Here is a 25,741-nt window from a genome sequence, read left to right as displayed (position 1 = left end):
CATGAGGTGAATACCACCCCAGACTGAAAGGACGAAGATGTCTTCAGCTGCAGTTAGTGAGCCAGAATCCAAGTTCGAGCCAGTAGTCGAGAGAGCAATGAGTAAAGCTCGATGGCGGCTGCTCCCATTCTTAATGTTAATGTTCGTGATCGCCTTTATTGATCGCTCTAATATCGGATTTGCCGAACAAGCGCTCGAGGTTCATGCTGGGCTATCGGCGTCAGCATATGCTTTTGGTGCAGGGCTATTCTTCATCGGGTATGCAGTCTTCGAGGTGCCATCAAATCTAATTATGCATAAAGTCGGTGCCAGGCTGTGGATGGCGAGAATTATGATTACGTGGGGGCTGGTAGCAGCTGCCTTCATGTTCATTAATGGCCCGACGATGTTCTACATCCTCAGATTTCTGCTTGGCGTAGCTGAGGCCGGGTTTTTCCCGGGCGTCATTCTCTATCTAACTTATTGGTTCCCGCGCCGACGGCGAGGGCAAGCGACCGCGCTGTTCTACATGGGTTTGCCGATTGCAAACATGGTTGGAGGACCACTTTCTGGTGGTCTCCTCGAGCTGGATGGGTTGCTGGGTCTCCACGGTCATCAGTGGATGTTTATGATCGAAGGACTCATCGCAGTGCTTATCGGGATCATAACTATCTGGTACCTGACGGACCGACCAAAAGACGCGAAGTGGTTGGGTAGCGAAGAGAGGGAAGCACTTCAAAAGGTAATGGACCTCGAGGACCGTGAGAAAGATGAAGAAGTAAAACTAACATGGTGGAAGGCCCTGCTGAACGTTCGTGTCCTCTACTTCGCGTTGATCTACCTAACTATTCAATTGGCAGTCTACGGGTTGACTTTCTTCTTGCCGCGACAGGTTGCCACTATTACTGGCCAAGATGTGGGCCTAGTGGTTGGGCTACTCGTAGCTATCCCATGGGTCTGTGCTTTGGTAACTAATATTTTCGTGGGCAGAATTGCTGACAAAACCGGTAACTACCAGAGCATCGCAACCATCATGCTTGTTATCTCTGGTGTCGGTCTTGTTGGCTCCGCCGTGACCAATAATCCTTTCCTTGCTATGGTCTCGCTAAGTGCAGCAGCTGTAGGGTTCGTCTCGGCACAGCCGATTTTCTGGAACATACCTACCGGCTATTTGGCTGGTGCAGCGCTCGCATCGGGAGTTGGCCTCATTAATGGTTTGGGTAACCTTGGCGGTTTCATCGCTCCAAACTTGCGCGTATGGGTTGTTGAAGCATTTGGCAGTGAGGCTGCTGGTCTGATTATGCTGTCACTGGCTCCGTTCCTCGGAGCGCTGCTAGTTTTCTCGTTGCGGCTTTTTGAGCGAAAGCCGCAGTAGGGGGGGGCTAGCTAGATATGAAGGAGCGGGCGCTAGGCGCCCGCTCCTTATTTTGTGGCTAATGAGTTTACTCTACAAGAAATTTTCGCTCACTAGAAAATGTGTTTTCCGCCGTCAATGCGAATGGTTTCGCCTGTGATGAAACCGGAATCCTCGCTCACCAGGAATGATACGAGTGCTGCAATCTCCTCAGGCTGACCCACGCGTTTCAGCGCCATGTCGCTAGACATCTGGTTCTTGCGTTCGTCTGTCAGTCGGCCGCCCATGATATCGGTGTCGATCGGGCCTGGAGCGATGACGTTAGCGGTGATTGCGTATTCTCCTAGCTCTCTCGCCATGCCCTTTGTTAAGCCGATGATCGCAGCTTTAGCTGCAGCGTATCCGGTCTTCGAAAAAGTTCCGCCACCATCGAACGCGGTAATCGACGCAGTGTTGACGAAACGGCCAGGGGTTCCCTTGGCGACCATCCTCTTAGCAGCTTCCTGGCTGACCAGCAGAGTGCCCTTTGCGTTAACGCCCATCACTTTGTCCCAGTGAGCCTCATCGATTTCCAAGAAGGGTAGAGGTGATGGGATCCCTGCAAGGTTAACGACAGCATAAATGTCTGGGAGCTCCGACCGGTCGATTGCCTCGAACGTATTAGCTACTGAATCTGGACAAGAAACATCCGTCCCAAAACCAAGAACTTTTGCTTCAGTGCGCCTAGACAAGTCTTCGGCAAATCCACGAACTGCATTTTCGTCGATATCGAGCGCTGCAATCGACCATCCTTCGATGGCTAGTTGCTCAGCCACCCGGCGGCCAATCCCGCGCTCCGCGCCCGCGCCGGTTACGATTGCGGTTTTTGTTTTTGGAAAAGACTTCTCTGTCATGCTTCCTCCTTGAATTAGGCCTATCGCCTGATTGGCGAGTTGTAAGCTACCTCTTGTAGTTTACGCCACATCTGTGCGCTTAGTCTAGGGATTTTGAGCATCTCATGCAGCTTTCCATGTCTAAATGACGTGAAAGTGTTCCTACTATGGAGCTCATTGCTGCTAGGCTAAGGCATAATCTCATGCGTTTAGGGTTAAGGGAGCTACATGCGTCGGAGATGTGTCGGAGTTAGTCTGAAGATGTACTTCGATCTGAGGCGGGCTGAGTCGTATTTCGCTGAGCTCGCGGGTTTACTTCAATCTGAGTTCGGTGCCGTTGATGCTCCCGTCCAGAATTTCATAGTGCCCTCCTATCTCCACATTCCGGCAGCCGTCTCGGCGTTTGCGCACGCCCCAATGGAGGTCGGGATTCAAGATTCGTCTGAGTTTCAATCTGGAGCTTACACGGGGGAGGTCTCTCCTCTTCATGCCGCGGAGATGGGTGTGGGGCTCACGGAACTGGGCCATGCTGAACGCCGCAGGCTCTTCGGAGAGAACGATGCGACTATCAACGCAAAGGTTCTAGCGGCTATGAAGTCCGGTCTAACCCCACTCATTTGTGTTGGTGAGACAGATCGGCTCGACCCGAATCGAGCAGCCGATTTCACTATTGAGCAAGTCGAAGCCGTGACACTTGGTGCTCCGGCGGGTCCCCTAATTATCGCCTATGAACCGGTGTGGGCTATCGGGGCGGATAGGCCCGCCTCTGTGGATCACATTGCGCGGATTTGCGGGTCTTTGCAGTCCTGGATAGATAGCCGGCCCGAGCGAGAGGGGTCGAGTGTGATCTATGGAGGAAGTGCTGGACCGGGGCTATTTTCGAAACTTGACGGTGCCGTCGACGGTTTATTTCTGGGGCGTTTCGCACATGAGCCACGAAACTTTATCAAAGTAGTGCAAGAGGTTGCCTCGGTGGCATGCTAGCTATGATAAAGGAGGGCTGGAATCCGAAAGTCCAGCCCTCCTTTGTTGTTAATTATTGGTTTTCGTAATTCTTGATTGCGTCAACCTTCACGCCAGACCTCGAATTGGGGTCGAAGGTGTTATCAAGATACTCGGCCAAGTACACCTTTGCGCTTTCGAGCCCCGTGACTTGAGCGCCCATCGCGATGAGATTTGCGTTGTTCGAAAGCGTCGCACGTTGAGCTTGGTAAACGTCTGTCACGCAGGCGCAGTAGGCTCCTCGTACCTTGTTAGCGGCAATGGATACGCCAATGCCGGTGCCGCAAAGAAGTACGCCACGGTCGAATTTTCCGGCGGCGACATCAGTAGCTACCGCGACAGCAACATTGGCGTAGACCGGGTCTTCTGACGGATAATCGGTCACTTCGTGCCCGAGGGATTCTGCGTGGGCGATGAGCGCCTTCTTGAACTCTGTAGCATTGGGGTCGCAGCCAAAAGCTAGTCTCATGTCTCAGCCTCTCTTTGGGTGGTAGGGAAACTTCATTGCTTGCCTTATAAGAGTGTATATTGCCGGGCTTCTGATTTCCTTAAGTTTTGCATTCGCGACCCGGAGCTGGAGGACTCCTTATGTTGTGCTCTTCGCTGGATCGTTCGTCCCCGTCACGCGTAGAGCGTGGGCAAGTGGTCACGAGGTTGAGAACTTGTTTCTCGGCATGCCGAGTTCCCCTCAGCACCGTATGCCACGATGGTCGTGTCCGCAGACACACCTCTATGGAGGAGGAACCATGAAGAACAAGCTTATTCTTGCGACCGGCATCGCCATCGGTTTCGTGATCGGCTCGAAGATGGGTCGCGAGCCCTACGAGAAGCTCGAAGCGACCGCGAAGCAGTACGTCGACGACCCGCGCGTGCAGGAGAAGGTTGGCCAGGCCCGCGAGACCGTGTCGAAGGCCGCGAAGGATGCCGCCGATGCCGTGAAGGATAAGGCTCCCGAGGTTGCCGAGCAGGCGAAGACCGCCGCGAAGGGAGCCGCCTCGACGGCGAAGGACAAGGCGAATGAGGTTCGCGCCTCGCACAAGGCCGATGCCCCCAAGGTGAAGGCTACCGACACTTCGAGCGACTCGAGCGTGGCGGGCGGCGACGCCGAGGTGCACGAAGCGAAGTGACGCTTCGCTTTCGAAGCAACCTTAAAGGAAGGCGCCCCGAGCTTCATAGCCCGGGGCGCCTTCGCGTAAGCAACCGTCGGAATTTCTAGCCCTTTACGCCGCCGGCCGCGGCAAAGCCGGTGCCGAGGCTGCGGCCGAGCGCGAGGTACAGCACCACGATCGGCGCCGAGTAGAAGATGGAGAACGCCGCGAGCTGACCGTAGGCGACCTGGCCGTACTGCGAAGAGAACGTGTACAGGGTGACGGCCGCGGGAAGTTTCTCGGGACTCAGCAGCAGCATGAATGGCACGAAGAAGTTGCCCCACATGCCCACGAACGTGAAGATCGTGGCGACCGCGAGGCCCGACTTCATGAGCGGCAGGACCACCGACGTGATCGTGCGGATCATGCCCGCTCCCTCGGTCCACGCGCTTTCCTCAATCTCGACGGGCACCGAATCGACGAAGCCCTTCGTGAGGAAGATGGCGTAGGGAAGCGACGACGTCGCGAGAAACAAGATCGCCGCAGGCATCGAATCCACGAGATTCACCTGCACAAACATCGAGTACACGGGAATCATGATCGCCGTGATCGGCAGGCCCGTCGAGAAAAGGATGCCCATCAGAAGTGGCCGCCGAGCGCGGAATCGATAGCGAGAGAAGGCGTAGGCGCACAGTACCGCGACGACCATCGTGATGATCGTGGCGAACCCGCACAGCACGAGCGAGTTGAAAAGCGGGCGGAACGTCGTTTGCTCGTTCCAGATCGCCTGATAGTTACCGAAACTCCACTGCTTCGGCAGTTTCACGGCGAGCGTCGCCTCGGTGTCGAAGGAGGCGAGCACCACCCAAATAATGGGGATCGCGAAGCTCACGCTGATGAGAGCGATGAGGATCGAAGAAAGCGCGGAAGCAAGGCGCCCGCGCGCCGTGTGCGGCTGATCGATGCGGTCACTTTTCGCCCGCTTTGTGGTGGAAGCTGCGGTGGTCATCGCTTGTCCTCCTCGGGCAGAAGCTTCAGGTAAATGAGAGAGGCAATCGCCCCGATTGCGAGCAGGATGAGCGCGACCGCGGTGCCGTACCCGAGCTGGCCGTACGAGAACGCCTGCTCATACATGTACAGCGGGAGGGTCTGGCTGCGGCCGGAAGGCCCGCCGCCCGTCATGATGAAGATCAGGCCGAACACCGAGAGCGTCTGCAGCGTAATCAGCATGAGGTTCGTGGCGATCGCCGTGCGCATGAGCGGCACGGTGATGCTGATGAATCGCTTCCACGCGCCAGCGCCATCAATCTCGGCTGACTCGTACACGTCCTTTGGGATCGACGTGAGCGCCGCCGAATAGATCAGCATCGTGAATGCGGTGCCGCGCCAAATGTTCGCGAAAGACACCGCGAGGATCGGCGCGCTGAACAACCAGTCTTGGCCCGGCAACCCGATGCTCGTGAGGAGCGTATTGAGCGAACCTTGATCCGCGAAGAACGTGTACAGCAAGTAGCCGGCCACGACTTCGGGAAGAATCCACGCGAGGATCACGACCGATGTGCCAATGAAGGTGATGAGCCTATTCGCTTTCTCCATGAGGAGCGCGAGCACCATACCGAGAAGGTTCTGGCCGATCACGGCGGAGACGATCGTGAAGATCAGGGTGAGAACGACCGCGTTCCAGAAGCGATCGTCCCCGAATGCCGTGAGGAAGTTGTCGATCCCTACGAACTTCACGGTCTTGGCGTTCTCGCCACGCACCGCCTTATTCGTGAAGGCCAAGTAGATCGAGTAGACGATCGGGCCGAGCATGAAGATCGCCATGAGCGCGAACGCGGGGAGCATGAGAAGGCTGCGTCTCGCGGTGAGGCGATTGCCCAGAGGTCCCCCTTTGCGTGCGGAACGGGGGCGAGGGGGAGCAGTCACGGGCTCAACGGATGTACTCATGCCTTACGCACCTCGATGTTCTCCTTGCCTACAAGCTCGGTGAGCTTGGCGTCGTACCAGGCTGCGGCCTGCTCGGGCGTTTTATCGCCCACCATCACAGTGTCCATCGCGTCCTGGAGGGCGGAGGACACTTCAGGGTAGATCGCGAACGCGGGACGGTAGTAAGCGGTCTCGAAAATATCGGTGAAGAAGCCGACGGTTGGCGAGTAAGTCCTGTACTCCTCGTTTTGCGCGACGTCCTTTCTCGTCGTGAGGTTGGCGCCGCTTTTATTGCGGTATACGAGGCTTTCGAGCGTACACAGCTCTTTGATGAGCTCAAACGAAAGTTCCCGATCACGCGCATGCGTGGGGATCGTCCAACCCCAGCCGCCCGCAAGGGTTGTGGAACCCGGATCCTCACCGTTCTGGGTGGGCATCTGCGCGAGGCCGACGTCGTCCTGCCAGGTTGGCCACGGAGCCGGGCCGTCCTCCGTCCACTGGTTCGAGATCCACGAACCATCGATGAGGATGCCAAGCTTCTCCGAAGGGAAGGTTGTCGATTGAATAGCCTCGGCGATATTCGGGTCGAGGTGCTGAGAGGTGGGGAGCGTGAGCTCCTCGTCGAACTGGCGCTTGTAGAACTCCAGTGTGTCGATAAAGCCCTGCGAGCCCGCGACCCACTTTTTGGTTTCGGGGTTGTAGAGCGTGTCCTTCGTGCCGTAGAGCAGCATCTCGAAGCCCTGCATCGAAGCTTTCTCACCCTGGGCTTTGCCGCAATACATGAACATGCCGGTCGCGTCGATATTCGCGTCGCGAATGGCGGTAGCGGCCTCGGCGATCTCGTCCCATGTGCGGGGCTGCCACTCGGTGGGCAGCCCCGCCTTTTCAAATACCTTCTTGTTGTAGTAGATGCCGCGCGTATCCGTTTCGGTTGGCACACAGTGCACGCGCCCTTCCGGGTCAACGGCCGCTGCTTGCGAGGCGGGGTAGAGGTTCTCCCATCCTTCCCATCCACGCACGAGATCATCGATTGGCTGAATATATCCGGCCGCAACATCCGATAGGAGAATGAACGTATCTTCGAAAACGAGATCGGGGCAGCTGCGCGGCGACGACATGAGGAGCTCGTTCTTTGTGAAGTAGTCGTTCTCCGCTGCCACGATAGGTACGAGTTCAACGCTTACCTCGGGATGCTTCTTCGTGAACTCCTCGATGATCTTCGTGAGCCACTGCTTGAGGGTCGTGCCCGAGCCAAATTGCTGGTAGGCAACCCGGAGTGTTGACGAATCGCGGCCGCTCGAGCAGCCCGCGAGCATCGCAAGCGGAAGGGCGCTCGCGATCCCTCCGGTCACCTTCAAAAAGGTTCGCCGCGACGATTGGGGTGTCGCTCCGAGTGGCCGATTCATGTCTCACTCCGTTGTAGACGCTGATCGATTAAGGCTCAACTATGAGCTAGTTCACTCTCGACCCTAGGTTGTCTACCTGGGAATGTAAAGGGCGGGTCACGGTCGCTGCGTGTTGCACGTCGTCCGCGCAATGCGAGAAAGTAGGGGCGCGGCCAAAGTCGGCTGCCGAGAAGCCTCGAGCGAAATGAGCCTCACGTGTCACGCTTTCCCACCGTCGGAACTCCCCACCCCCAGGGCGTTGAACTTGCCCCCGCCCTCCTCGAAAGCGTTGCCGCGCGTGTGCGCGAAGCGGCCGGCGGCGATGTTGCCGAGGCAGTGGTGCGCTTTCTCGACAACACGGCTCGCACGACCGTGCGCAAGCGCGGAAAGAACGACACGTTCGTGATGACGGGCGACATTCCCGCGATGTGGTTGCGGGATTCGTGCGCACAACTTTCGCCACTCCTTCGCCTGGTCAGCGAAGACGAAACCCTCGGCGACCTGATTGGCGGCCTGCTTACCACGCACTGGCGGATGATCCTCATTGACCCGTACGCGAACGCCTTCAACGAGGAGCCTAATGGCAAGCGATGGGATGACGACGAGCCCGCGCAGGGGCCGTGGGTGTGGGAGCGTAAATTCGAAATTGACTCGCTCGCCTATCCTCTTGACCTGGCCGCGCGCCTCCTCGCCGCGGGGAATACGTCGTGGATCACCGCCGATACCCTCCCGGCGCTCGAACTCATCCTCGACGTGCTCGAAACGGAAACCGATCACGAAGGGTGCTCGGAGTACTACTTCCGTCGCACCGACTGCCCCGACCAGGACACCCTTGTGCGAGACGGCCGCGGGCGCCTCACGACTCCGTGCGGGCTTGTGTGGCAGGGGTTTCGCCCAAGCGACGACGCGTGCACGCTCGGCTTCAACATCCCCGGGAATCTCTTCATGGCTTCGGCGCTTCGCGCGGTGTCCGCACTCGTGGAGGCGTGTGAGAAGGCTGGGTTCAGCGAGGAGCCGGGGGAGCAGGGCGAGGTCCGACGCTTGCCTCTTGCAGATCGCGCCGAAACTCTGCGCGAGGGAATCCTGAGGGGCATCGAGGCCCACGGAATCACGCGCGAGGGTGGTGTTTCGCGGTTCTGGTACGAGGTTGATGGCGCCGGGGCATCGCTCTTCATGGACGACGCGAACGTGCCCTCGCTCCTCTCCCTCCCGTATCTCGGCGTGATCGATGCGCGCGACCCGCTTTACCTCGCGACTCGCGCCGCCGTGCTGAGCGAGGAGAACCCGTTCTACTACGAGGGGGCGGCGCTCGCGGGCGTTGGCTCCCCGCACACACCCGAGGGGTATGTGTGGCCCATCGCGAAGTCGATCGAAGGGCTCACCTCGACTGATATTGATGAAAAACGTGCGGTCCTCGAGCTGCTGCTCGGGACGACCGGCGGAACCGGCTATATGCACGAGGGCATCGACTGCAATGACCCGGAGAAGTTCACGCGCGAGTGGTTCTCCTGGTCGAATGCGATGTTCTGCGAGCTCGCCCTCGACGTGGCGGGCTTTGAGAGGCCGGCGCTGATGCGCGAGCCACTTCTTTAGCCCCTAAGCGATCACGGGGAGTGTGTCGCGCGCGTGCAAGCGCGGGCACTCAAGCTCGCGCGTGCGCGGCTCAGGCCCCGGATTGTCGCGCATGTCGCGAAGGAGCTCTACCGCTGCCTGGCCCATATCCGCGGGGCTGCGCTCAAGCGTTGACACCGCGGGAGAGCGCAGCGTGAGCCCGGGGGAGGACTCCCATGAGACGACGCCCGCGACTTCGGGAACCCGGATGCCGAGGTCGCCGAGCGCGCGCAGAGTCGCAAGCGTGAGGTCCTCGCTCTCGCACACAAAGGTCGTCTTAGGAGCGAGGTCGAGCATCGAGAGGAAATCGCGGATCGCGGTGCGAGCTTCGTCGATGGTGCTCGAGGGAACACCGTGCTCGATCGCAGTAAGGCCCGACCGATGACGCCGGAGGGCCGCGAGGCGAGCTTCGCCGTGGCTGTAGCGGGCGTGGGAGTGGAGGTAGGCGATCCGCTGCGCTCCGCGCGCGGCAAGATCCTCGATGAGAGTGTCCATGACGAGGGCGTCGTCGATAAAGACGGAGGAGAACGGCTCGTGTGTGCCCGGTTTGCCGATGAAGACGGTGGGAATGCCAAGCCGGTTCGTGAGTTCGGGCCGGGGATCCTCGGGGCGCGGATTGACGAGGATGAGCCCATCGACACGGGACTCGCCGTGCCATTGGCGGATCGCGGCGAGCTCGTCCTCGAAGCTTTCAACGATTTTGAGAACGAGAGCGACGGGGCTCGCGGCGAGCATGCGTTCAACGCCTGCGATGAGTTGCAGAAAGAACGTGTCGCGCGCAAGTTCGGCGTAGGGCGCGGTGATGATGAGGCCGAGGGCATCGGCGCGTGATGTGGAGAGCGCCCTGGCTGCCCTATTGGGGCTCCAACCCATGTCTCGAGCGATTGCGAGGATCTTTTCGCGCGTGGGTTCGGCGACTCCCGGTCGCCCATTGAGCGCAAACGAGACCGCCGTGTTTGAGACGCCAGCGGCGTGGGCGATATCGGCGATAGTGGGTCGGGCCATGCGTTCATGATACCTTTTGAGCTAAAGCGCTTTAGGTGGGCGTGTGAACATCAGTGACAACGAGGTGACGCGATGAATCAACAGCATGCGTGGGGCGCGAACTACACCCCTCGAAAGGGATGGTTCCACTCCTGGGCGAACCTCGACCTCGGATCGGTCGAAAACGACTTCGCCACCCTCGCCGATCTCGGCCTCGACCACGTGCGTATCTTCCCCCTGTGGCCGCTCTTGCAGCCCAATCGCACCTTCATCGATCCACAAGCGATCGACGATGTTCTTGCCGTCACCGATGCTGCCGGAAGCGTGGGCCTTGCGGTCTCCGTAGACCTCCTCCAGGGCCACCTCTCAAGCTTCGACTTCTTACCCGCGTGGGTAAGCACGTGGCACCGGCGCAACATTTTTACAGACGGCGATGTTGTCAGTGGCCAGCGCGCACTCGCGCGAACCCTCGCCTCCGAGCTCACGTCACGCGAGCACGTCACCGGAATGACCATCGGCAACGAAATTGGCCAGTTTGCGGCCCCGCGCCACCCCGAGCGCCATGAGATTACCCCTGAAGAAGCCTACGGGTGGCTCGACGACATGCTTGCCGAGATCCGCGGCGCCTTCCCGCGCGGATCCCACCACCATTGCTTTGACGATGACACCTGGTTCGTCGACTCCCATCCGTTCACGCCCCGGGCCGCGGTCGAACTTGGCGATTCCACAACCGTGCACTCGTGGATCTTTGGCGGTGCCGCCCAGCGTTACGGAGTCGATGCACCCGAGCTTCCCCACTTCGCGCGCTACCTGCTCGAGGTCGCGGATCTGTGGCACAGGGTGAGCGGGCAACCGTCGGACCGTCCCGTGTGGCTCCAGGAAGTGGGCGCGCCAACGCCGTGGGTGAGCCCCGAGAACGCCGCCGATTTCCTTGAGGGAACCGTTCGCGCAGCGTGCGGGTACCGAAACCTCTCGGGTATCACCTGGTGGTGCTCCCACGATGTCTCGAGAACACTTGCCGACTTCCCAGATCTGGAATATAGCCTGGGTCTCATCGATTCCGAAGGAGCGGTGAAACCCGCGGGCGAGCGCCTACGCGACCTCATCGCTCTCGAGAAAGCCGGCGGGCTTGCCACGACCCCAACCTCGACGCAGAGCGTGATCGTGGAAGGGCTGAAGGCCGATGGTTCGAACCGCTCCCTCACCAATACAGGATCCGATGTCTTCGGCGAATGGATGGACTTCGCTCGCCGTGGAGAGTACCGAAGCCTCGAGCTCGGATAGCGCGAGCACCGTCGTTCGCCACCCGCCGATCACGACCGTGCCCGCCCGCAACCCGAACGCGCAGCAGACCCTCGACGAAAGGCCAACCGATGTTCAACAACCGCGCGCACAGCGAGGACCGGGTCCGACGGTTCCTCGCCGAACAGCTTCCCGCCCGGCGCCACCTCGATACCGCGCCCGTCACGATCGAAGCGTGGGAGGTGCCCGGCGAGCCCGTCCCCTTCACTGAAGCAAAGGCGCAAAACTACAGCCCGATCGAGGTGGGCGCGCGTTGGGGTCGTCCTTGGTCAACGCTCTGGCTGCATGTCACGGGCGAGGTCCCCGAAGAATGGATAAGCGACGACGAGCGCGACGTGGAACTCCAGCTCAACCTGTCGTTTACGAACATGCCGGGCTTCCAAGCCGAAGCGCTCATTTGGGGAGCCGACGGTGTTCCCGTCAAGGCGATCAACCCCTACAACCAGTACCTCACGCTCGAACCCGGCACCACGAGCTTCGAGTACTACCTCGAGCTCGCCGCCAACCCGAACGTTGCGGGAGACTGGACATTCGCCCCGACGAAGCTCGGTGAGTGGGAAAGCGCGGGTGACGACCCGATCTACGACCTCACGGAACTTCGCCTCGCGTGGCGCTCGAAAGTGATCTGGGAGCTTGAACAGGACGTCGTTGCACTCGACGGCCTCATGCGTGAGCTTCCCGAAGAAAGCACGCGCCGCCAGGACATCCTGCGCTGCCTCGACGACGCGCTCGATGTTGCCGATCCCGACGACCTGCACGCCACCGCGAAGGACGCCCGCGAGGTGCTGAGGCGTGAGCTCGACAAGCCCGCGAACGCCTCCGCGATGACCGTGATTGCGACCGGCCACGCCCACATCGACTCGGCGTGGCTGTGGCCCGTGCGCGAGACGGTGCGCAAATGTGCCCGCACTTTTTCGAACGTGTGCTGGCTTCTTGAGCACTACGACGACCTCACGTTCTCCTGCTCATCCGCCCAGCAGTACCAGTGGATCCGCGACTTCTATCCCGAGCTGTTCGAGCGCATCAAGAAACACGTCGCCTCCGGCCGCTTCATCCCCGTGGGCGGCATGTGGGTCGAATCCGACACGAACATGCCCGGATCCGAGGCCATGGCCCGCCAGTTCATCCAGGGTAAGAGTTTCTTCTTGCGCGAGTTCGGCATTGAGACGAAAGATACCTGGCTTCCGGACTCGTTCGGCTACTCGGGTGCCCTCCCGCAGATCTGCGCTGCCGCCGGCAACACGAACTTCCTCACCCAAAAGGTCAGCTGGAACCAATACTCCGTGTTCCCGCACCACACCTTCTGGTGGGAAGGTATCGACGGCACCACTCAGTACACGCACTTCCCGCCCGCCGACACCTACAACTGCCAGCTCACGGGCAAGGAGCTCGCCTACGTCGAGAAGAACTACAAGGACAAGGGCCGAAGCCACGTCGCGCTGAGCCCGACCGGCTGGGGTGATGGCGGCGGCGGCCCCACACGCGAGCAGCTCGCCGCGGGTCGAAGGGCCGCAAACCTCGAAGGTTCGCCCAAGGTCGAGTTCTCGAGCCCCACGGACTTCTTCGAACGCAGCCGCGCCGAGTACACCGAGGCGCCGCTCTGGAACGGCGAGCTCTACCTTGAGCTTCACCGCGGCACGTACTCCTCGCAGATCCGCGGCAAGCAGGGCAATCGCCGCAGCGAGGCGCTCATGCACGACGTTGAAAAGTGGAGCGCGCTCGCGGCCCGACTCGACGAGGCGTTCGAGTACCCCTACGACGAGATCAACGAGCTGTGGGAAAAGGTGCTGCTCCTCCAGTTCCACGACATCCTCCCCGGCAGTGCAATCGCGTGGGTGCACAGGGAAACCGAGCACAACTACGAAGGAATCGCCGAGCGCGGCGAGGCGCTCGTGGAAAAGGCACTCGAGGCGATCTCGCGCGCTCACGGCAACGCGGGTGCGGGCGAGAGCACCGGCGCGAGCGAGGATGCGGTCACGTGCGAGGAGTCCGACGGTTCCTTCGCCCTCAATAATGGCCACGTCTTCGCGCGGATTGATGGCGACGGCCACCTCGTGAGCCTCCGCGAAAGCGAGGACGGCCGCGAACTGCTCGCGCCCGGCGCCAAGGGCGCGCTGCTTCAGCTTCACCGCGACACTCCCAACGCGTGGGACTCGTGGGATATCGACGAGTTTTATCGAAGGGTCGGCAGGGATCTGGCAGCCGTCGGACCCGTGAGTGTGGAACGCGAAGGCGGCGCGGTGCACGTGCGTGCCACCTACGAAACCCGCACCGAAGGCGTGCACACGAAGGAGAAGCCGTACCCCGGTGCCCCGTCGAACGGTGCAGGTTCGCGAATCACGCTCACGTACGTGCTTGCGCCGGGCGCGAAGGGCCTCGAGATCGTGCTCGATGTCGACTGGCATGAGCGCAAAAAGGTTCTCAAGCTCGCGTTCCCGTTCGACCTGCGTGCCTCGCATATGGCGAGCGAGATTCAGTTCGGGCACATCGATCGCCCCATCCCCGTCAATACCCTTGACGACTTTGGTCGATTTGAGACGTGCGCGCACCGCTGGGTGCGCGTCCACGAGGGTGGTCAGGCCGGTGCGGCGGTATCGCTTTCGAACGATTCGTCGTACGGCCACGACGTGCGTCGAGCCTTACGCGAGGATGACGGCGGCACGACGACGATCGTGCGCGCGACCGTGATTCGCGCGGCCGAGTTCCCCGATCCGCGCGCGGAGGAGGGGAAGTATCAGATGCGGTACTCGCTCGTGCCGGGTGCCTCGATTGCAGAGGCGATCGACGAGGGAACGCGCCTCAACCAAGCACCGCGCGAGATCGACGCGTCGCTCGTGGAGAGCGCGCTCGCGCGGATCGAGGGCGATGACACCTCGCTGCGCATCCAGACGCTCAAGCTCGCCGAGGACAAATCGGGTGACGTGATCGTGCGCCTCTACGAATCCGAGGGCGTGCGAGGCGAAGGCGCCGTCGTCATTCCGGGCGCGAAGGAGATCGTCGCCGTGGACCTCCTCGAGCGCGAGCTTACCGCGGATTCGGTGCTGCACTACCAGGCGCAGCGCGCCGAGGGGGAGCGGATTGAGATCGCAGCGCGACCGTTCCAGATCGTGACCCTCCGCGCGAGCTTCACCTCGACTCCATAGAAGTCTCGATTGCATAGAGGTTGTGGGGGTTTGAGCCCGCGGGTGGAGTGTTCTGCTCGCGGGCTCAGCCTTGCCGCCGCCTGCAAGGTCGGAAACCTAGGGCTTTAGTCTTACGGCGACGGGAAGAGCCGTGTACACTCAACTTTAGCGGTTTAGTTATCACCAGCGTGGAGCCGCTCATAACATCTCAAGGAAGAGGTACACGGCAATGAAAACAACTCGTCGCGCGGTTCTCGGTGCAGGCGTGGGGCTCATGGGGCTCACCCTCGCCGGATGCGGCTTGAGCGGTGGCGGCGGAAGCGCCGAACAGGACGATGCCGCCAAGAAGGCCAAAGAAGGCAAGGTGGAAGGCGAGATTTCCTTCCAAACCTGGTCGCTCAAGAATGAAAAGTTCGCCCCCTACTTCGAAGACCTCGTGGCAAGGTTCGAGAAGGAGAATCCTGGCGTCAAAGTCAAGTGGATGGACCAGCCCGGAGAAGGCTACGAGGACAAGCTCCTCGGGCAAGCGAACGCAAACGCACTTCCCGACGTCGTGAACGTACCGCCAAACTTCGCGTACTCCCTCGCAAAAAACGGCATGCTCCTCGACCTTGCGAAGGCCGATGATCAGCTCAAAGACGTGTACGTTGACGGCGGCGTCAAAGCCTACGAAATGCCGGGAATCGACGGCAGCTATGGCTATCCCTGGTACCTCGGCACCGATATGTCGTGGTGGAACATCGAGGAACTCGGAAAGTTTGGCGTGACCGAGGACTCGCTTCCTCAGAACTTCGATGAACTCTACGAGCTGGCTATGGAAGCCTCAAAGCAAGGTGGATCGGCGCCGATCATTTCTTCGCTCCCGGAAATCATCGTCACCTCGGATGATGAGGGGAAGTTCAATTTCAATACCGACGAAAACGTCGAGTTTCTCCAAAAGTACGTCGACCTCTACAAGGCGAAAGCCATGCCGGTTGAGGTACTGAGCGACAACTACACCGGCAACGCCCAACTGTACAAGCAAGAAAAAGTGCTCTGGACGACCGCTACCTCAAGCTTCCCCACTGAGCTGAAGACCGACAACCCGGGCTTGCTCGATAAGACCGTTGTCACGAAGCGCATGGGAGAGCCGCCCCTGTTCGTCCAGGGCATCGCGGTGTCGTCGAAGTCGAAGGCCCCCGCCGCGGCACTCGCCTTCGCCAAGTTTGCGACGAATACCGAGAACCAGATTGCATTCGTGAAGCTCGCGCAGGGGTTCCTCCCCGGCACCAAGGAAGCAGCCGCCGACCCGAGCAAGTTCGCCGAGAAGTCCGACATCGAGCTGCAAAATAAGGCGGTTGAACTCGCCGCGGAATCGATGAAGACGGCGGTCGACCCCACGAACGTGATGTGGACCGAAGACATGAAAACCAACCTCGGCCAGCAGATGGCACTCGCCATGCGAGGAGACATCACAGCGAAGGAGGCGCTCGACGCTGCCGTGAAGTACGGCAACGATCAGCTCAACTGACAATACTCACGGCCGGGCGGCCCTTGCAGTCGCCCGGCCTTTCCACACTTCAGCGTTGAAAGGGAAGAGATAGCGTGCATTCATACAAGTGGTACGTGCCGTGGCTCCTCGTGGGCCCCGCGGTTTTGTGGGTCCTCGTTTTCGCACTGTGGCCGTTTTTTAACACGGTCATTTTGAGCTTCACGAATGCCCGTCCCCTCACGGGTGGAACCTTCGTGGCCTTCGACAATTACACGGCCCTCTTCAACGATGCGCGCGTATGGACCGCGCTCGGAACAACCTTGCTCTTCACTGTGGCCTGCGTTCCGCTCCTCACCTTTCTCCCGCTCTTGCTCGCCCTCCTCGTCCACCGCGTGATCCCAGGCATTTCGTTCTTCCGCACAACGTTCTACTTCCCCGTGATCGCGTCGGTTGTGGTCGTAGCCCTCATCTTCCAGTGGCTCTTCGACTCCCGCGGCGTCATCAACGAAACCCTGCAGTTCCTCGGTCTTGTCGAGGGCCCGCTGCCGTTCCTCGCCTCGAGGTGGGGACTCATCTTCACCGCCGTCGTCCTCACCGTGTGGAAAGGCCTCGGCTACTACATGGTCGTGTACCTCGCGGCCCTCGCCAATGTTGGCAATGAGCTTCACGAGGCTGCGGCTATGGACGGAGCGAGCGCCTGGCGACGCTTCTGGTCCGTGACCGTCCCGGGCGTGCGCGGTGCCATGTTCCTCGTGAGCGCACTGATCACCGTGAGCGGCATGCGCGTGTTCTCCGAACTCTACGTGCTCTCGAAAGGCTCGGGCGGCCCCGGCGGCGAAGCATCCTCCCTCGTCATGCTCGTGCAGCAAGTCGGCTCCGGGCTCAACGGCAGGCTCGGCTACGCCTCCGCACTGTCCGTGCTCCTCTTCCTCTTCACGGTCGGCCCGCTCATTCTCGTGGCCTACCTCAACAACCGACCAGACTCGAACGCGCACTAAGGAGCTGATGGGCATGTCCACTCTTGAAACTGAAGCCGGCAATGCGCGCAAGGCAACCGTCGGAACTCCCTCCCCACGCACGTACCGCAACACGAACCGCCCGTGGCGCAGCAAGGAATCAGGGGGATTTAACAAGCCGACGCTTGCCGGTTTGATCGTGCGCTACGTTTTGCTCGTCGTGGTTTTCCTCGTGTCGGTGGGGCCGTTCCTGTGGCAGCTCAGTACGAGCTTCAAGGGGCCGAGGGACCCGATCTACCAGTTCCCGCCGTCGCTCCTTCCGAGCGATTTCACGCTCCACAACTACGTGGAGGTCGCGAACACCGTGCCGATTCTCGGCTACGCGTGGCACTCGCTCATCGTTGCCGTGACCCTAGCGATTGCGAACGTCGTGTTTTCGACCCTCGCGGGCTATGCCCTTGGCTGCCTCAAATTCAAAGGCAAGAAGCTCGCCCTCGGAATTCTTTTCTCTACGTTGCTTCTGCCCGGGGAAGTGACCCTTATGAGTCAGTTCCTCACGATCAAGTCGCTCGGTCTCGCTGACTCTCTCGCTGGTGTTGTTCTGCCCGGTCTCATTGGGGCGGTCAACGTGCTTCTCATGATGGCGGCATGCCGCTCGATTCCGCCGGCTCTTCTCGATGCGGCCGTCATCGATGGTGCGAGCACGTGGCAAATCGTCACGAGGGTGGTGTGGCCGAACGTGCGCGGCATGGCCAGTGTCGTCGCGATCTTTGCCTTCATTGGAGGGTGGGATGACTTCCTGTGGCCGCTGCTCGTGCTGAGCGATCCCGACAAATACACGCTCACCGTAGGCATGCAGTACCTCAACTCAAACTTTGGCTCGAACCCGCGCGTTATCGCCGCGGGTACCATGATCGCGCTTGTGCCGATCATCATCTTCTTCGCCGTGTTCCAGCGTTTCTTCTTCAAGGGCGTTGAGGACGGCGCGGTGAAGGGCTGAGCATCTCCGCTTCGCGAACGCGAAAGTCGCGCTCAGCGCCGCCATCGGTAAGCTAGGGGAGACCTCGCCGGGATAGATACCTGGAAAGCGAGGCGCTTCCAGCCGAGCGGACCGGCTGGCGCATGAGCGAGAGGACGGTGGCAATGCACTCACCCGTGGCAGTCACGAGCGGGGCGTCCCGCCGCACTTTCCTCAAGGTCGCGGGCGGTATTGCGGCTACGCTTCCGCTCGCCATGCTTGCGGGATGCGGCGCCGAGCGCGGTGCCTCCACTTTGCGGCTCGCCTTCCAACAGTTTGGTTCCGACACGAACCTCCAGCGGTGGCTCGCGGGGATTGCGGAGGCGTTTACCGCGAAAAACCCGGGCACGAGCGTTGAACTCGTGCCGATTGTCGCGTCGACCAACGACTACTTCACGAAGAACGAACTGCTCATGGCCTCGCCGCGCAGCTGCCCCGACGTGGTCTTCGAAGACTCCTTCATCTTGCAATCGGATATCGCTGCCGGCTACCTCCAGCCGATCGACGACCTCGTGGAGAAATGGGAGGCCTGGGACAGCTTCTACCCGGCCTCCAAGGACGCTGCCAAGGACCCCGACGGACGAGTGCACTTCGTTCCCACCGAGACCGATACGCGAGGCATCTACTACAACAAGCGAGTGTTCGAAAAGGCGGGGCTGCCCACCCAGTGGCAGCCCCGAACATGGGATGAGATCGCCGAAACCGCCGCGGTGATTCGCGACGCCAACATCGGCGCGACCGGCATGTTCATGTTCTGTGGAAAGGCCCAAGGGGAGACGGCCTCGATGCAGGGGCTCGAGATGCTTCTCTACGGTACGAAGGACACGCTCTACAACCCAGACACACAAAAATGGGTTGCGGGTTCGCAAGGTTTTATCGACTCTCTAGCGTTCTTCAAGCGTCAATTTGATGAGGGCCTTACACTGCCCGTCGCCCGCCACTTTGACCCGAACCTCATGGATGCCGTGCAGGCCACGATGTTCCCCGAAGGTGAGCTGGGCATCCTTGTAGACGGCTCGTGGATTTCGTTCCTGTGGGCAGAGGGGAGCCTCGCGCCGTGGCCAACTTGGCCGGAAGACGTGGGTGTTGCTGCCATGCCCACCCAGCACGGCGAAGCCCCGGGCTCGACGACGCTGTCGGGCGGGTGGGGATGGACGATTCCCACCCACGCGCGCGATCGCGACATGTCTTTCGAGCTCATTAAAGAGCTGTGCTCACTCGAGAACCAGGTGCAGCGAAACATCTCCGGCGGAACCCTCACCACGAGGAGGGACATCGCGGAGAACGAGGAGTATAGATCTTCTTCGCCAACCGTCGGATTTTTCACCGACATGCTCGAAGCCGCGAACTATCGCCCCGCATTTGCGATCTATCCCGAAGTCTCGACCGCCCTTCAGGAGGCGATGGATTTCGTGATGGTGGGCGATAAAACGCCCGAGCAGGCCGCGGCCTGGTACGACTCGAAGCTCACCGAGCTCGTGGGCGAGGAGAACGTCGAAATACGTGGGGCGTAAGCGCTCCTGAAAATGGTGCAACCGCGTCTCCGAGGCAACCGTCGGACCCCGAGGCCCGAGCGGGCGCCTATGCCTTAACCGCGCCCTCTGCGATACCGGCGATGAACTGTTTCGCGCCGATGATGAACACGAGGATGAGCGGCACCACCGCGATCAGTGCTGAGGCCATGAGCATGCCGTAGTCGCTGCCGTGGGCGGTTTTGAGCTGGCTCAGCGCCACCTGAAGAGTGAGCTTATCGGGGTTCGTGAGCACGATGAGGGGCCACATGAAGTCGTTCCACGCGCCGATGAAGGTGAACATTCCAAGGAACGCGAGTGCCGGTTTGATGATCGGCAGGCACACGTGAAGGTACTGGCGGAAGAACCCGCAGCCATCCATGCGGGCGGCCTCCAAGAGTTCCGTTGAAATCGAGTTCGTGGCGTACTGCCGCAGCCAGAACACGCCGAACGCACTCGCGAGCGACGGGAAGATGAGCGCCTTGAGGTCGCCGGTCCAGCCGAGCTTACTCATGAGGAGGAACTGCGGGATGCTCGCGAGCTGCGCCGGCAAAAGGAACGTGGCCATGATGACGAGGAACAGCCCGTGCTTACCGGGAAACTCGAATTTCGCGAACGTGAACGCCGTAATCGAAGAGATGAAAAGCCCGAGCACCGTGACCGAGAGGGCCACGACGAGAGTATTGCCCATCGCCGCCCAAATGTTGATCTTCGAGGTGATCGTTTCGATGTTTGTGCCGAGGCGATCCCCGGGCAGCACTGCCGGAGGGAACTTGTAGATCGCGGAAGAGGGGTGGGTGGCGAGAACGAACATCCAGTAGAACGGGAAAAGCGAGAAGAGCGCGCCCACGGCGAGAGCCAGGTGCTTGAGAACATCGAGCGGGCGAATCCGCTTGCGGCGCTGAGGAACGGCCGCGTTTTGAGTGTGTGCTGTCATGGCGGTGATTCCTTAGTCCTTTTTCTCGCGGGTCACGAGCCAGTTGATGATCGAGAAGAACATGACCACGATGAAGACTCCCCACGCGATCGCGGCGCCGTAGCCGTAGCGGTTCTCCTGGAACGCTACGGAGTAGAAGTACATGACCATCGTGAGGCCCGAGTTGTTGATGCCGCCCGCGTTCGCGGCACCGCCGCTGTCCGATGACGTGAGGACCTGAGACTCGGTGAAGCTTTGGAGCGAGCCGATCGTGGACATAAGCGTCACAAACAGGATGATCGGGCGCAGCTGGGGGAGGGTGATGCGGAAGAAGATCTGCCAGGAGTTTGCGCCGTCGAGTGCCGCGGCTTCGTAGAGAGATTTATCGATCGCCTGCAGCCCCGCGAGGATCAAAAGCGCGTTGTACCCCACGAATGCCCAGGTGGTGAGGCACGAGATCGCAATCTTGATGCCCCATTCCGTTTTCAACCACGGGATGTTTTCGAAGCCCAAAATGTTGACGAACGCGTTGGCGATGCCGAACTGGCTCGCGAAGATCGAACTAAAAAGCAAACCCATCGCGACCATCGAGGTGATGTTGGGGATGAGGTAGATGACCTTGTAGGTCGTGGAGAACCTCAGCGTCGAATTGAGCATGAGCGCGAGAATCGTCGCCAGGATGAGGGTGGGGACGGTTCCCATGACCCACAGGATCAGGGTATTGCGGAGGGACTTGTAGAAGAGCGGATCGGTGACGAGATATTTGAAGTTCGTGCCACCGATCCATTGGAGTTCGCCCAACCCCGACCAGTTCGTAAACGCGAGCGCCATCGTGAAGACGACCGGCATCGCGCCGAACATGAGGAAGAAGAAAAAGTACGGCGAAATGGCCAGGTACTGCGGTAGCGCCTTTCGTATGCGTGTCCCGAGTGGCCGGGGTTGGGGAGTTGTCATGATCGTTAGTTCACCTTGATGCCGGACTGTTCTGCGATGCGCTTTGAGGCCGTGACAGCGTCGTTCCACGCCTTTTCGGGATCCTTGCCGGAGGCTTCGACCTGCTCTAGCTCAGCGGTAAACGGTGCGATGACAGCTTCGGAGTTCGGATCTTCGTAGAGCGGGCGCACGGTTTCGGCGGCGGCGCTGAACACCTCAGCAGCCTTCTGGCCACCGAGGAATTCGACCTCGCCGTCAACCTCCGGCATCGAGTGAGCCTCGGTTGCCGCGGGGAAGTTGCCGCTGAAGGTGTATTCGACGGCCTGATTCTTCGCGTTGAGGATGAAGGACAGGATTTCGAAGGACTTCTTCGGATCCTTGGCGCCCTTCGGGATCGTGAGGAATGAGCCGCCCTGGTTGACTGCTTCACCCGGGTGCTTGCACACGCGCCACTTGCCGGCCGTCTCGGGGGCGTCGACTTTCATGTCGGCGAGGTGCCAGGACGCGCCGAAGTCGGCAGGCAGGCGGCCTTCGTTGACGGCTGCGGCGGCGTCAGTCGTGTTCGAGTCGAGCGCGGCATTGATACCGGCTTGGTGCGCCTTGACTGACAGATCCCACGCTTCGCGCACGTGGTCCTGATCGCCGATGAACAGGCCTTCTTCGTCGATGAACCCCTTGCCGCTTTGACGGTACGAGGTGCTGAAGACACCCGAAATGTTGCGGATGAGGTACGTGCCCGGTTTGTTCGCGATGAGTTCCTTGCCCACCTCGAAGAATTCGTCCCACGTGCGGATTGCGGCTTCGAGCTCGGCGGGCTCAAAGGGGAGGCCCGCCTCTTCGAAAACGTCGATGCGGTAGAAGAGCGCCGTGGGGCCAATGTCAATCGGAACACCGAGCTGCTTGCCGTCCTTGGCGGTCGCTTGCTCCCACTTCCAGTCGAGGTAGTCGCCCTTGATGTCTTTCGCACCGAGGTCGTTAAGGTCTTCGAAGTAGTCGGTCTTCGAGCGGAAGAAGGCGATGTCTTCGCCCTTGACGCCCGTGATGTCGGGGAGACCGGAGCCAGAACTGAAGGTCGTGGTGAGTTTCTGCTTGAAGTCGCCGCCAATGACGTTTTGGCGGAAGTTGATGTCAGGGAACTTCTCCTTGACGGCCTTGAGAGTGTCCTCGCTGTACCCTTCGGGCCAGGTCCAGAGAGTGAAGTCGTTCGACCCTCCGCTTCCGGAGGAGGAGCTCGAGCTACCGGTCGAGCAGCCCGTGAGGGTGAGGGCGAGGGGGCCGAAAGCGAGTGCGCTCGCGCCCAGAAGTGAACGGCGTGAGATGTCCATGAAAAACTCCGTTAATCGGAAAGGAGGTGGGTGAGGAAGCGGGCGGATGAGCCGTGAAGGCTCAACGAGAACGCTAAACCTACCTCCAGCTATTGATGTTGTGTATACATGCGAGGTTGCGTTTGCGACTTCACATAGGTGTTTTCTTAGTGGTACCCCACCGACGGTGGTGGGGTGGGGCGGCAGTGCCCCCACTAAAACAGTGGCTTCGCTGCCGTTTTGAGTATAGCTCGAACGCGGGGGACTGCCGCACGCAGGGTCCTGCCTACGGCAAGTCTCGCTAGGGACAAGGAAAGTTCCCTGGGGTAGCGGCGTGCGCGACCGGGCGCTATTGCGCTTTCCCTGTGGCCGTAGGAGAAACCCTGGCACCATTTTCCGGTATACAAAATGTTGCGCTTTGCGAGTGTGATCGCGAGGTGGACGGCCGCGGCATGTACCCGCCGGTCCTTCACTGATCAAGAAGCGATCGCTACCGTGGAGGCATGAGCGACCTCCTCCCGAACCCGTACTTCTACCAGCAGCTGCCCAAGGTTTTCAGCTCCGGCGCCGCGATCATTCGTGACGACAAGGATCGCATCCTCGTAGAGAAGCCCAACTACCGTGATCACTGGCTTTTGCCCGGCGGTGGGGTAGACGCGGGGGAGGATCCGCGAGAAGCCACGAAACGCGAACTCATGGAAGAGCTCGCCCTCGATCTTTCCGTGGGCCGGCTGCTCTCGGTGAGCTGGGTGCCCTCGAGCGCGGCATACGGCGCGCCCATGGGCGTTCACTTTGTGTTCGACGCCGGAGTTGTTCCCGAGGCGGAACTTCGCGAAAGCGTGCGCATCCAGGAGGCGGAACTTGAGGATTGGGCGCTCATCGACCCGAGCGAGGCGGCCATCCTCTCACCGTGGGGTGCCGAGCGGGTGCGTCACGCACTTGACGTGCTTGAGGGCCGCGCAGATGCGGATCTCTTTTCAGTCAAGAAAGACGGGAGTGCGGAAGCACCGTAAAGACCGCAGGAGCGCCGCGAGGTGGGCAGGCGTCGGAAATTCCGACGGTCGCCGTGCAACCGCTGAACCCCACGAGCAAAGTGGTGCCCCGCGACGGGCCACACATGCTCCACCCATCGCGTGATCTACCCATCGCGGATTGACGGCGTTATATGGCTGTCATGCGTACGCACGAGGGAGGGCTACTTGAGGGCTCCCTCTGCGATGCCGGCGATGAACTGTTTCGCTCCGATGATGAACACGAGGATGAGCGGCACCACCGCGATGAGGGCCGAGGCCATGAGCATGCCGTAATCGCTGCCGTGGGCAGTCTTGAGCTGACTCAGCGCGACCTGAAGTGTCAGCTTGCTGGGGTCGGTGAGCACGATGAGGGGCCACATGAAGTCGTTCCACGCGCCGATGAAGGTGAACATTCCAAGGAACGCGAGTGCCGGCTTGATGATCGGCAGGCACACGTGAAGGTACTGGCGGAAGAACCCGCAGCCATCCATGCGGGCTGCTTCGAGCAGCTCGGTGGGGATGGAATTAGTGGCGTATTGCCGAAGCCAGAACACGCCGAAGGCACTCGCGAGTGAGGGGAACACGAGGGCTTTGAGATCGCCGGTCCAGCCGAGTTTGCTCATAAAGAGAAACTGCGGGATGCTCGCGAGCTGGCTCGGCAAGAGGAACGTCGCCATGACGATGAGGAACAGACCGCGCTTACCCGGAAAATCAAACTTCGCAAACGTAAACGCGGTGAGGGACGCGATGATGAGGGCGAGGACCGTCACGGACACTGCTACGACAAGCGTGTTGCCCATCGCTGCCCAGATGTTGATCTTCGAGGTGATCGTTCCGATGTTTTGGCCGAGTCGATCGCCGGGGAGAACATCTGGCGGAAACTTGAAGATCGCAGATGAAGGGTGTGTCGCGAGGATGAACATCCAGTAGAACGGGAACAGCGAAATGAGCGCGCCGAGCGTGAGGGCGACGTATTTCAGCACGGTTGAAAGGCGAATGGGCTTTCGCCTGCGTGGAACCGCGTTCGCGAGGGGCTTTGCTTGCGTAGTCGAACTCATGACGTTGCTCCCCTAGTCCTTTTTCTCGCGCGTGACGAGCCAGTTGATGATCGAGAAGAACATGACCACGATGAACACTCCCCACGCGATTGCGGCGCCGTAGCCGTAGCGGTTTTCTTGGAATGCCACCGAGTAGAAGTACATGACCATCGTGAGGCCCGAGTTATTGACGCCGCCGGAGTTAGCTGCCCCTGAATTATTGGAGGACGTAAGAACTTGTGACTCGGTGAAGCTTTGAAGGGAGCCGATCGTGGACATGAGAGTCACGAACAGCACGATGGGCCGCAACTGCGGGAGCGTGATGCGGAAGAAGATTTGCCACGAGTTCGCCCCGTCGAGTGCCGCGGCTTCGTAGAGGGACTTATCGATCGCTTGAAGCCCAGCCAAAATCAGCAGGGCGTTGTAGCCCACGAATGCCCAGGTGGTGAGGCACGAGATGGCGATTTTTATGCCCCACTCGTTTTGCAGCCAGGCGATGTTATCGAACCCCACCAGGTTGATGAGAACGTTGGCTACGCCGAACTGACTGGAAAAGATCGAGCTGAAGAGCATGCCCATCGCGACCATCGAGGTGATGTTCGGGATGAGGTAGATGACCTTGTAGGTCGTCGAGAACCTGAGCGTTGAGTTGAGCATAAGCGCCAGGATTGTTGCCAACACGAGGGTAGGAACCGTGCCCATCACCCACAAGATCAAGGTGTTGACGAGGGATTTATAGAAGAGCGGATCGGTGACGAGGTATTTGAAGTTCGTCAGGCCGATCACGTCGAAATCGCCGAGGCCCGACCAGTTCGTGAACGCGAGCCCCATCGTAAACACCACGGGCATCGCGCCGAACACGAAGAAGAAGAAAAAGTACGGCGAGATGGCGAGGTATTGCGGCAGTGCCTGTTTGATGCGCGTCCCGAGTGGTCGGGCCTTCGGTTCGATCATTGT

22 protein-coding genes are annotated in these 25,741 nt (G+C 60.2%); 11 read left to right on the top strand and 11 right to left on the bottom strand.

Annotation, left to right across the window (positions count from 1 at the left end; genetic code table 11):
- Window positions 1-37: 37 nt before the first annotated feature.
- Complete coding sequence (locus NBW56_RS10020; RefSeq protein WP_250259176.1) at window positions 38-1,354, top strand: MFS transporter; 1,317 nt, start codon at window positions 38-40, stop codon at window positions 1,352-1,354.
- Between the two features lie 92 nt (window positions 1,355-1,446).
- On the opposite strand, the gene NBW56_RS10015 is transcribed toward NBW56_RS10020, so the two are convergent.
- Window positions 1,447-2,226, bottom strand: coding sequence for an SDR family NAD(P)-dependent oxidoreductase (locus NBW56_RS10015; RefSeq protein WP_250259175.1), 780 nt, complete (start codon window positions 2,224-2,226; stop codon window positions 1,447-1,449).
- A 207-nt stretch (window positions 2,227-2,433) separates the two neighbouring features.
- Here NBW56_RS10015 and NBW56_RS10010 point away from each other — a divergent pair, with 207 nt between their 5' ends.
- Window positions 2,434-3,189 carry a triose-phosphate isomerase family protein gene (locus tag NBW56_RS10010; protein WP_284346113.1) on the top strand — a complete coding sequence of 252 codons (756 nt, stop codon included), beginning with the start codon at window positions 2,434-2,436 and terminating at the stop codon, window positions 3,187-3,189.
- Window positions 3,190-3,241: 52 nt separating this feature from the next.
- Here the strand turns inward: NBW56_RS10010 and NBW56_RS10005 are convergent, their stop codons facing one another.
- Complete coding sequence (locus NBW56_RS10005) at window positions 3,242-3,676, bottom strand: RpiB/LacA/LacB family sugar-phosphate isomerase (protein ID WP_250259172.1); 435 nt, start codon at window positions 3,674-3,676, stop codon at window positions 3,242-3,244.
- Between the two features lie 277 nt (window positions 3,677-3,953).
- Between NBW56_RS10005 and NBW56_RS10000 the strand changes: the two genes are divergently transcribed.
- Entirely contained in the window at window positions 3,954-4,334 is a 381-nt protein-coding gene (locus NBW56_RS10000; RefSeq protein ID WP_250259170.1) for a hypothetical protein, read from the top strand.
- Window positions 4,335-4,419: 85 nt separating this feature from the next.
- On the opposite strand, the gene NBW56_RS09995 is transcribed toward NBW56_RS10000, so the two are convergent.
- Genes NBW56_RS09995 through NBW56_RS09985 form a run of 3 tightly spaced genes read right to left on the bottom strand, consistent with a single transcriptional unit; the run spans window position 4,420 to window position 7,573 of the window.
- On the bottom strand, window positions 4,420-5,304 hold the full coding sequence (locus NBW56_RS09995) for a carbohydrate ABC transporter permease (protein ID WP_250259168.1): 885 nt from the start codon (window positions 5,302-5,304) through the stop codon (window positions 4,420-4,422).
- Window positions 5,301-6,242 carry a carbohydrate ABC transporter permease gene (locus NBW56_RS09990; RefSeq protein ID WP_250259166.1) on the bottom strand — a complete coding sequence of 314 codons (942 nt, stop codon included), beginning with the start codon at window positions 6,240-6,242 and terminating at the stop codon, window positions 5,301-5,303. Before NBW56_RS09990 ends, NBW56_RS09995 begins: the two co-directional genes overlap by 4 nt.
- Complete coding sequence (locus NBW56_RS09985) at window positions 6,239-7,573, bottom strand: extracellular solute-binding protein (protein ID WP_250259164.1); 1,335 nt, start codon at window positions 7,571-7,573, stop codon at window positions 6,239-6,241. Before NBW56_RS09985 ends, NBW56_RS09990 begins: the two co-directional genes overlap by 4 nt.
- Window positions 7,574-7,822: 249 nt before the next feature.
- On the opposite strand from NBW56_RS09985, the gene NBW56_RS09980 reads away from it, so the two are divergent.
- The gene (locus NBW56_RS09980) at window positions 7,823-9,199 is read left to right on the top strand and encodes a glycoside hydrolase family 125 protein (protein WP_250259162.1); all 1,377 of its coding nucleotides are present in this window, start codon (window positions 7,823-7,825) and stop codon (window positions 9,197-9,199) included.
- Window positions 9,200-9,202: 3 nt separating this feature from the next.
- Here NBW56_RS09980 and NBW56_RS09975 read toward each other — a convergent pair whose 3' ends face one another.
- A complete protein-coding gene (locus NBW56_RS09975; RefSeq protein ID WP_250259160.1) occupies window positions 9,203-10,222 on the bottom strand; it encodes a LacI family DNA-binding transcriptional regulator in 1,020 nt (339 codons plus the stop codon).
- A 72-nt stretch (window positions 10,223-10,294) separates the two neighbouring features.
- Here NBW56_RS09975 and NBW56_RS09970 point away from each other — a divergent pair, with 72 nt between their 5' ends.
- The 6 genes from NBW56_RS09970 (at window position 10,295) to NBW56_RS09945 (ending at window position 19,584) form a co-directional block, all read left to right on the top strand.
- Window positions 10,295-11,485 (top strand): glycoside hydrolase 5 family protein, encoded by a 1,191-nt coding sequence (locus tag NBW56_RS09970; protein ID WP_250259158.1) that lies wholly within the window; start codon window positions 10,295-10,297, stop codon window positions 11,483-11,485.
- Window positions 11,486-11,574: 89 nt separating this feature from the next.
- Window positions 11,575-14,646 (top strand): alpha-mannosidase, encoded by a 3,072-nt coding sequence (locus NBW56_RS09965; protein WP_250259156.1) that lies wholly within the window; start codon window positions 11,575-11,577, stop codon window positions 14,644-14,646.
- 208 nt (window positions 14,647-14,854) lie between these two features.
- On the top strand, window positions 14,855-16,135 hold the full coding sequence (locus NBW56_RS09960) for an extracellular solute-binding protein (RefSeq protein WP_250259153.1): 1,281 nt from the start codon (window positions 14,855-14,857) through the stop codon (window positions 16,133-16,135).
- Between the two features lie 74 nt (window positions 16,136-16,209).
- The gene (locus NBW56_RS09955) at window positions 16,210-17,094 is read left to right on the top strand and encodes a carbohydrate ABC transporter permease (RefSeq protein WP_250259151.1); all 885 of its coding nucleotides are present in this window, start codon (window positions 16,210-16,212) and stop codon (window positions 17,092-17,094) included.
- A 13-nt stretch (window positions 17,095-17,107) separates the two neighbouring features.
- Window positions 17,108-18,052 (top strand): carbohydrate ABC transporter permease, encoded by a 945-nt coding sequence (locus NBW56_RS09950; protein ID WP_250259149.1) that lies wholly within the window; start codon window positions 17,108-17,110, stop codon window positions 18,050-18,052.
- A gap of 143 nt (window positions 18,053-18,195) precedes the next feature.
- Complete coding sequence (locus NBW56_RS09945) at window positions 18,196-19,584, top strand: extracellular solute-binding protein (RefSeq protein ID WP_250259147.1); 1,389 nt, start codon at window positions 18,196-18,198, stop codon at window positions 19,582-19,584.
- Between the two features lie 67 nt (window positions 19,585-19,651).
- Here NBW56_RS09945 and NBW56_RS09940 read toward each other — a convergent pair whose 3' ends face one another.
- From NBW56_RS09940 to NBW56_RS09930, 3 genes are read right to left on the bottom strand one after another with little or no spacing between them, the layout of a single operon-like run.
- On the bottom strand, window positions 19,652-20,518 hold the full coding sequence (locus NBW56_RS09940; protein ID WP_250259145.1) for a carbohydrate ABC transporter permease: 867 nt from the start codon (window positions 20,516-20,518) through the stop codon (window positions 19,652-19,654).
- A gap of 12 nt (window positions 20,519-20,530) precedes the next feature.
- A complete protein-coding gene (locus NBW56_RS09935) occupies window positions 20,531-21,451 on the bottom strand; it encodes a carbohydrate ABC transporter permease (protein WP_250259143.1) in 921 nt (306 codons plus the stop codon).
- A gap of 5 nt (window positions 21,452-21,456) precedes the next feature.
- Window positions 21,457-22,755: an extracellular solute-binding protein gene (locus NBW56_RS09930; protein WP_250259141.1), complete on the bottom strand. Its 1,299-nt coding sequence runs from the start codon at window positions 22,753-22,755 to the stop codon at window positions 21,457-21,459.
- 482 nt (window positions 22,756-23,237) lie between these two features.
- On the opposite strand from NBW56_RS09930, the gene NBW56_RS09925 reads away from it, so the two are divergent.
- Window positions 23,238-23,747 carry an NUDIX domain-containing protein gene (locus NBW56_RS09925; protein WP_055088877.1) on the top strand — a complete coding sequence of 170 codons (510 nt, stop codon included), beginning with the start codon at window positions 23,238-23,240 and terminating at the stop codon, window positions 23,745-23,747.
- A 182-nt stretch (window positions 23,748-23,929) separates the two neighbouring features.
- Here the strand turns inward: NBW56_RS09925 and NBW56_RS09920 are convergent, their stop codons facing one another.
- Window positions 23,930-24,805 carry a carbohydrate ABC transporter permease gene (locus NBW56_RS09920; RefSeq protein WP_250259139.1) on the bottom strand — a complete coding sequence of 292 codons (876 nt, stop codon included), beginning with the start codon at window positions 24,803-24,805 and terminating at the stop codon, window positions 23,930-23,932.
- A 12-nt stretch (window positions 24,806-24,817) separates the two neighbouring features.
- Window positions 24,818-25,738 (bottom strand): carbohydrate ABC transporter permease, encoded by a 921-nt coding sequence (locus NBW56_RS09915; RefSeq protein ID WP_250259137.1) that lies wholly within the window; start codon window positions 25,736-25,738, stop codon window positions 24,818-24,820.
- Between the last annotated feature and the right edge of the window lie 3 nt (window positions 25,739-25,741).

Origin of the sequence: Dermabacter sp. Marseille-Q3180, assembly GCF_940792985.1 — a bacterium.
Classification (GTDB): Bacteria; Actinomycetota; Actinomycetes; order Actinomycetales; family Dermabacteraceae; genus Dermabacter; species Dermabacter vaginalis.
The sequence above is the reverse complement of the archived record's forward strand: the minus strand, read 5'-3'. Positions and strand labels throughout refer to the sequence as shown.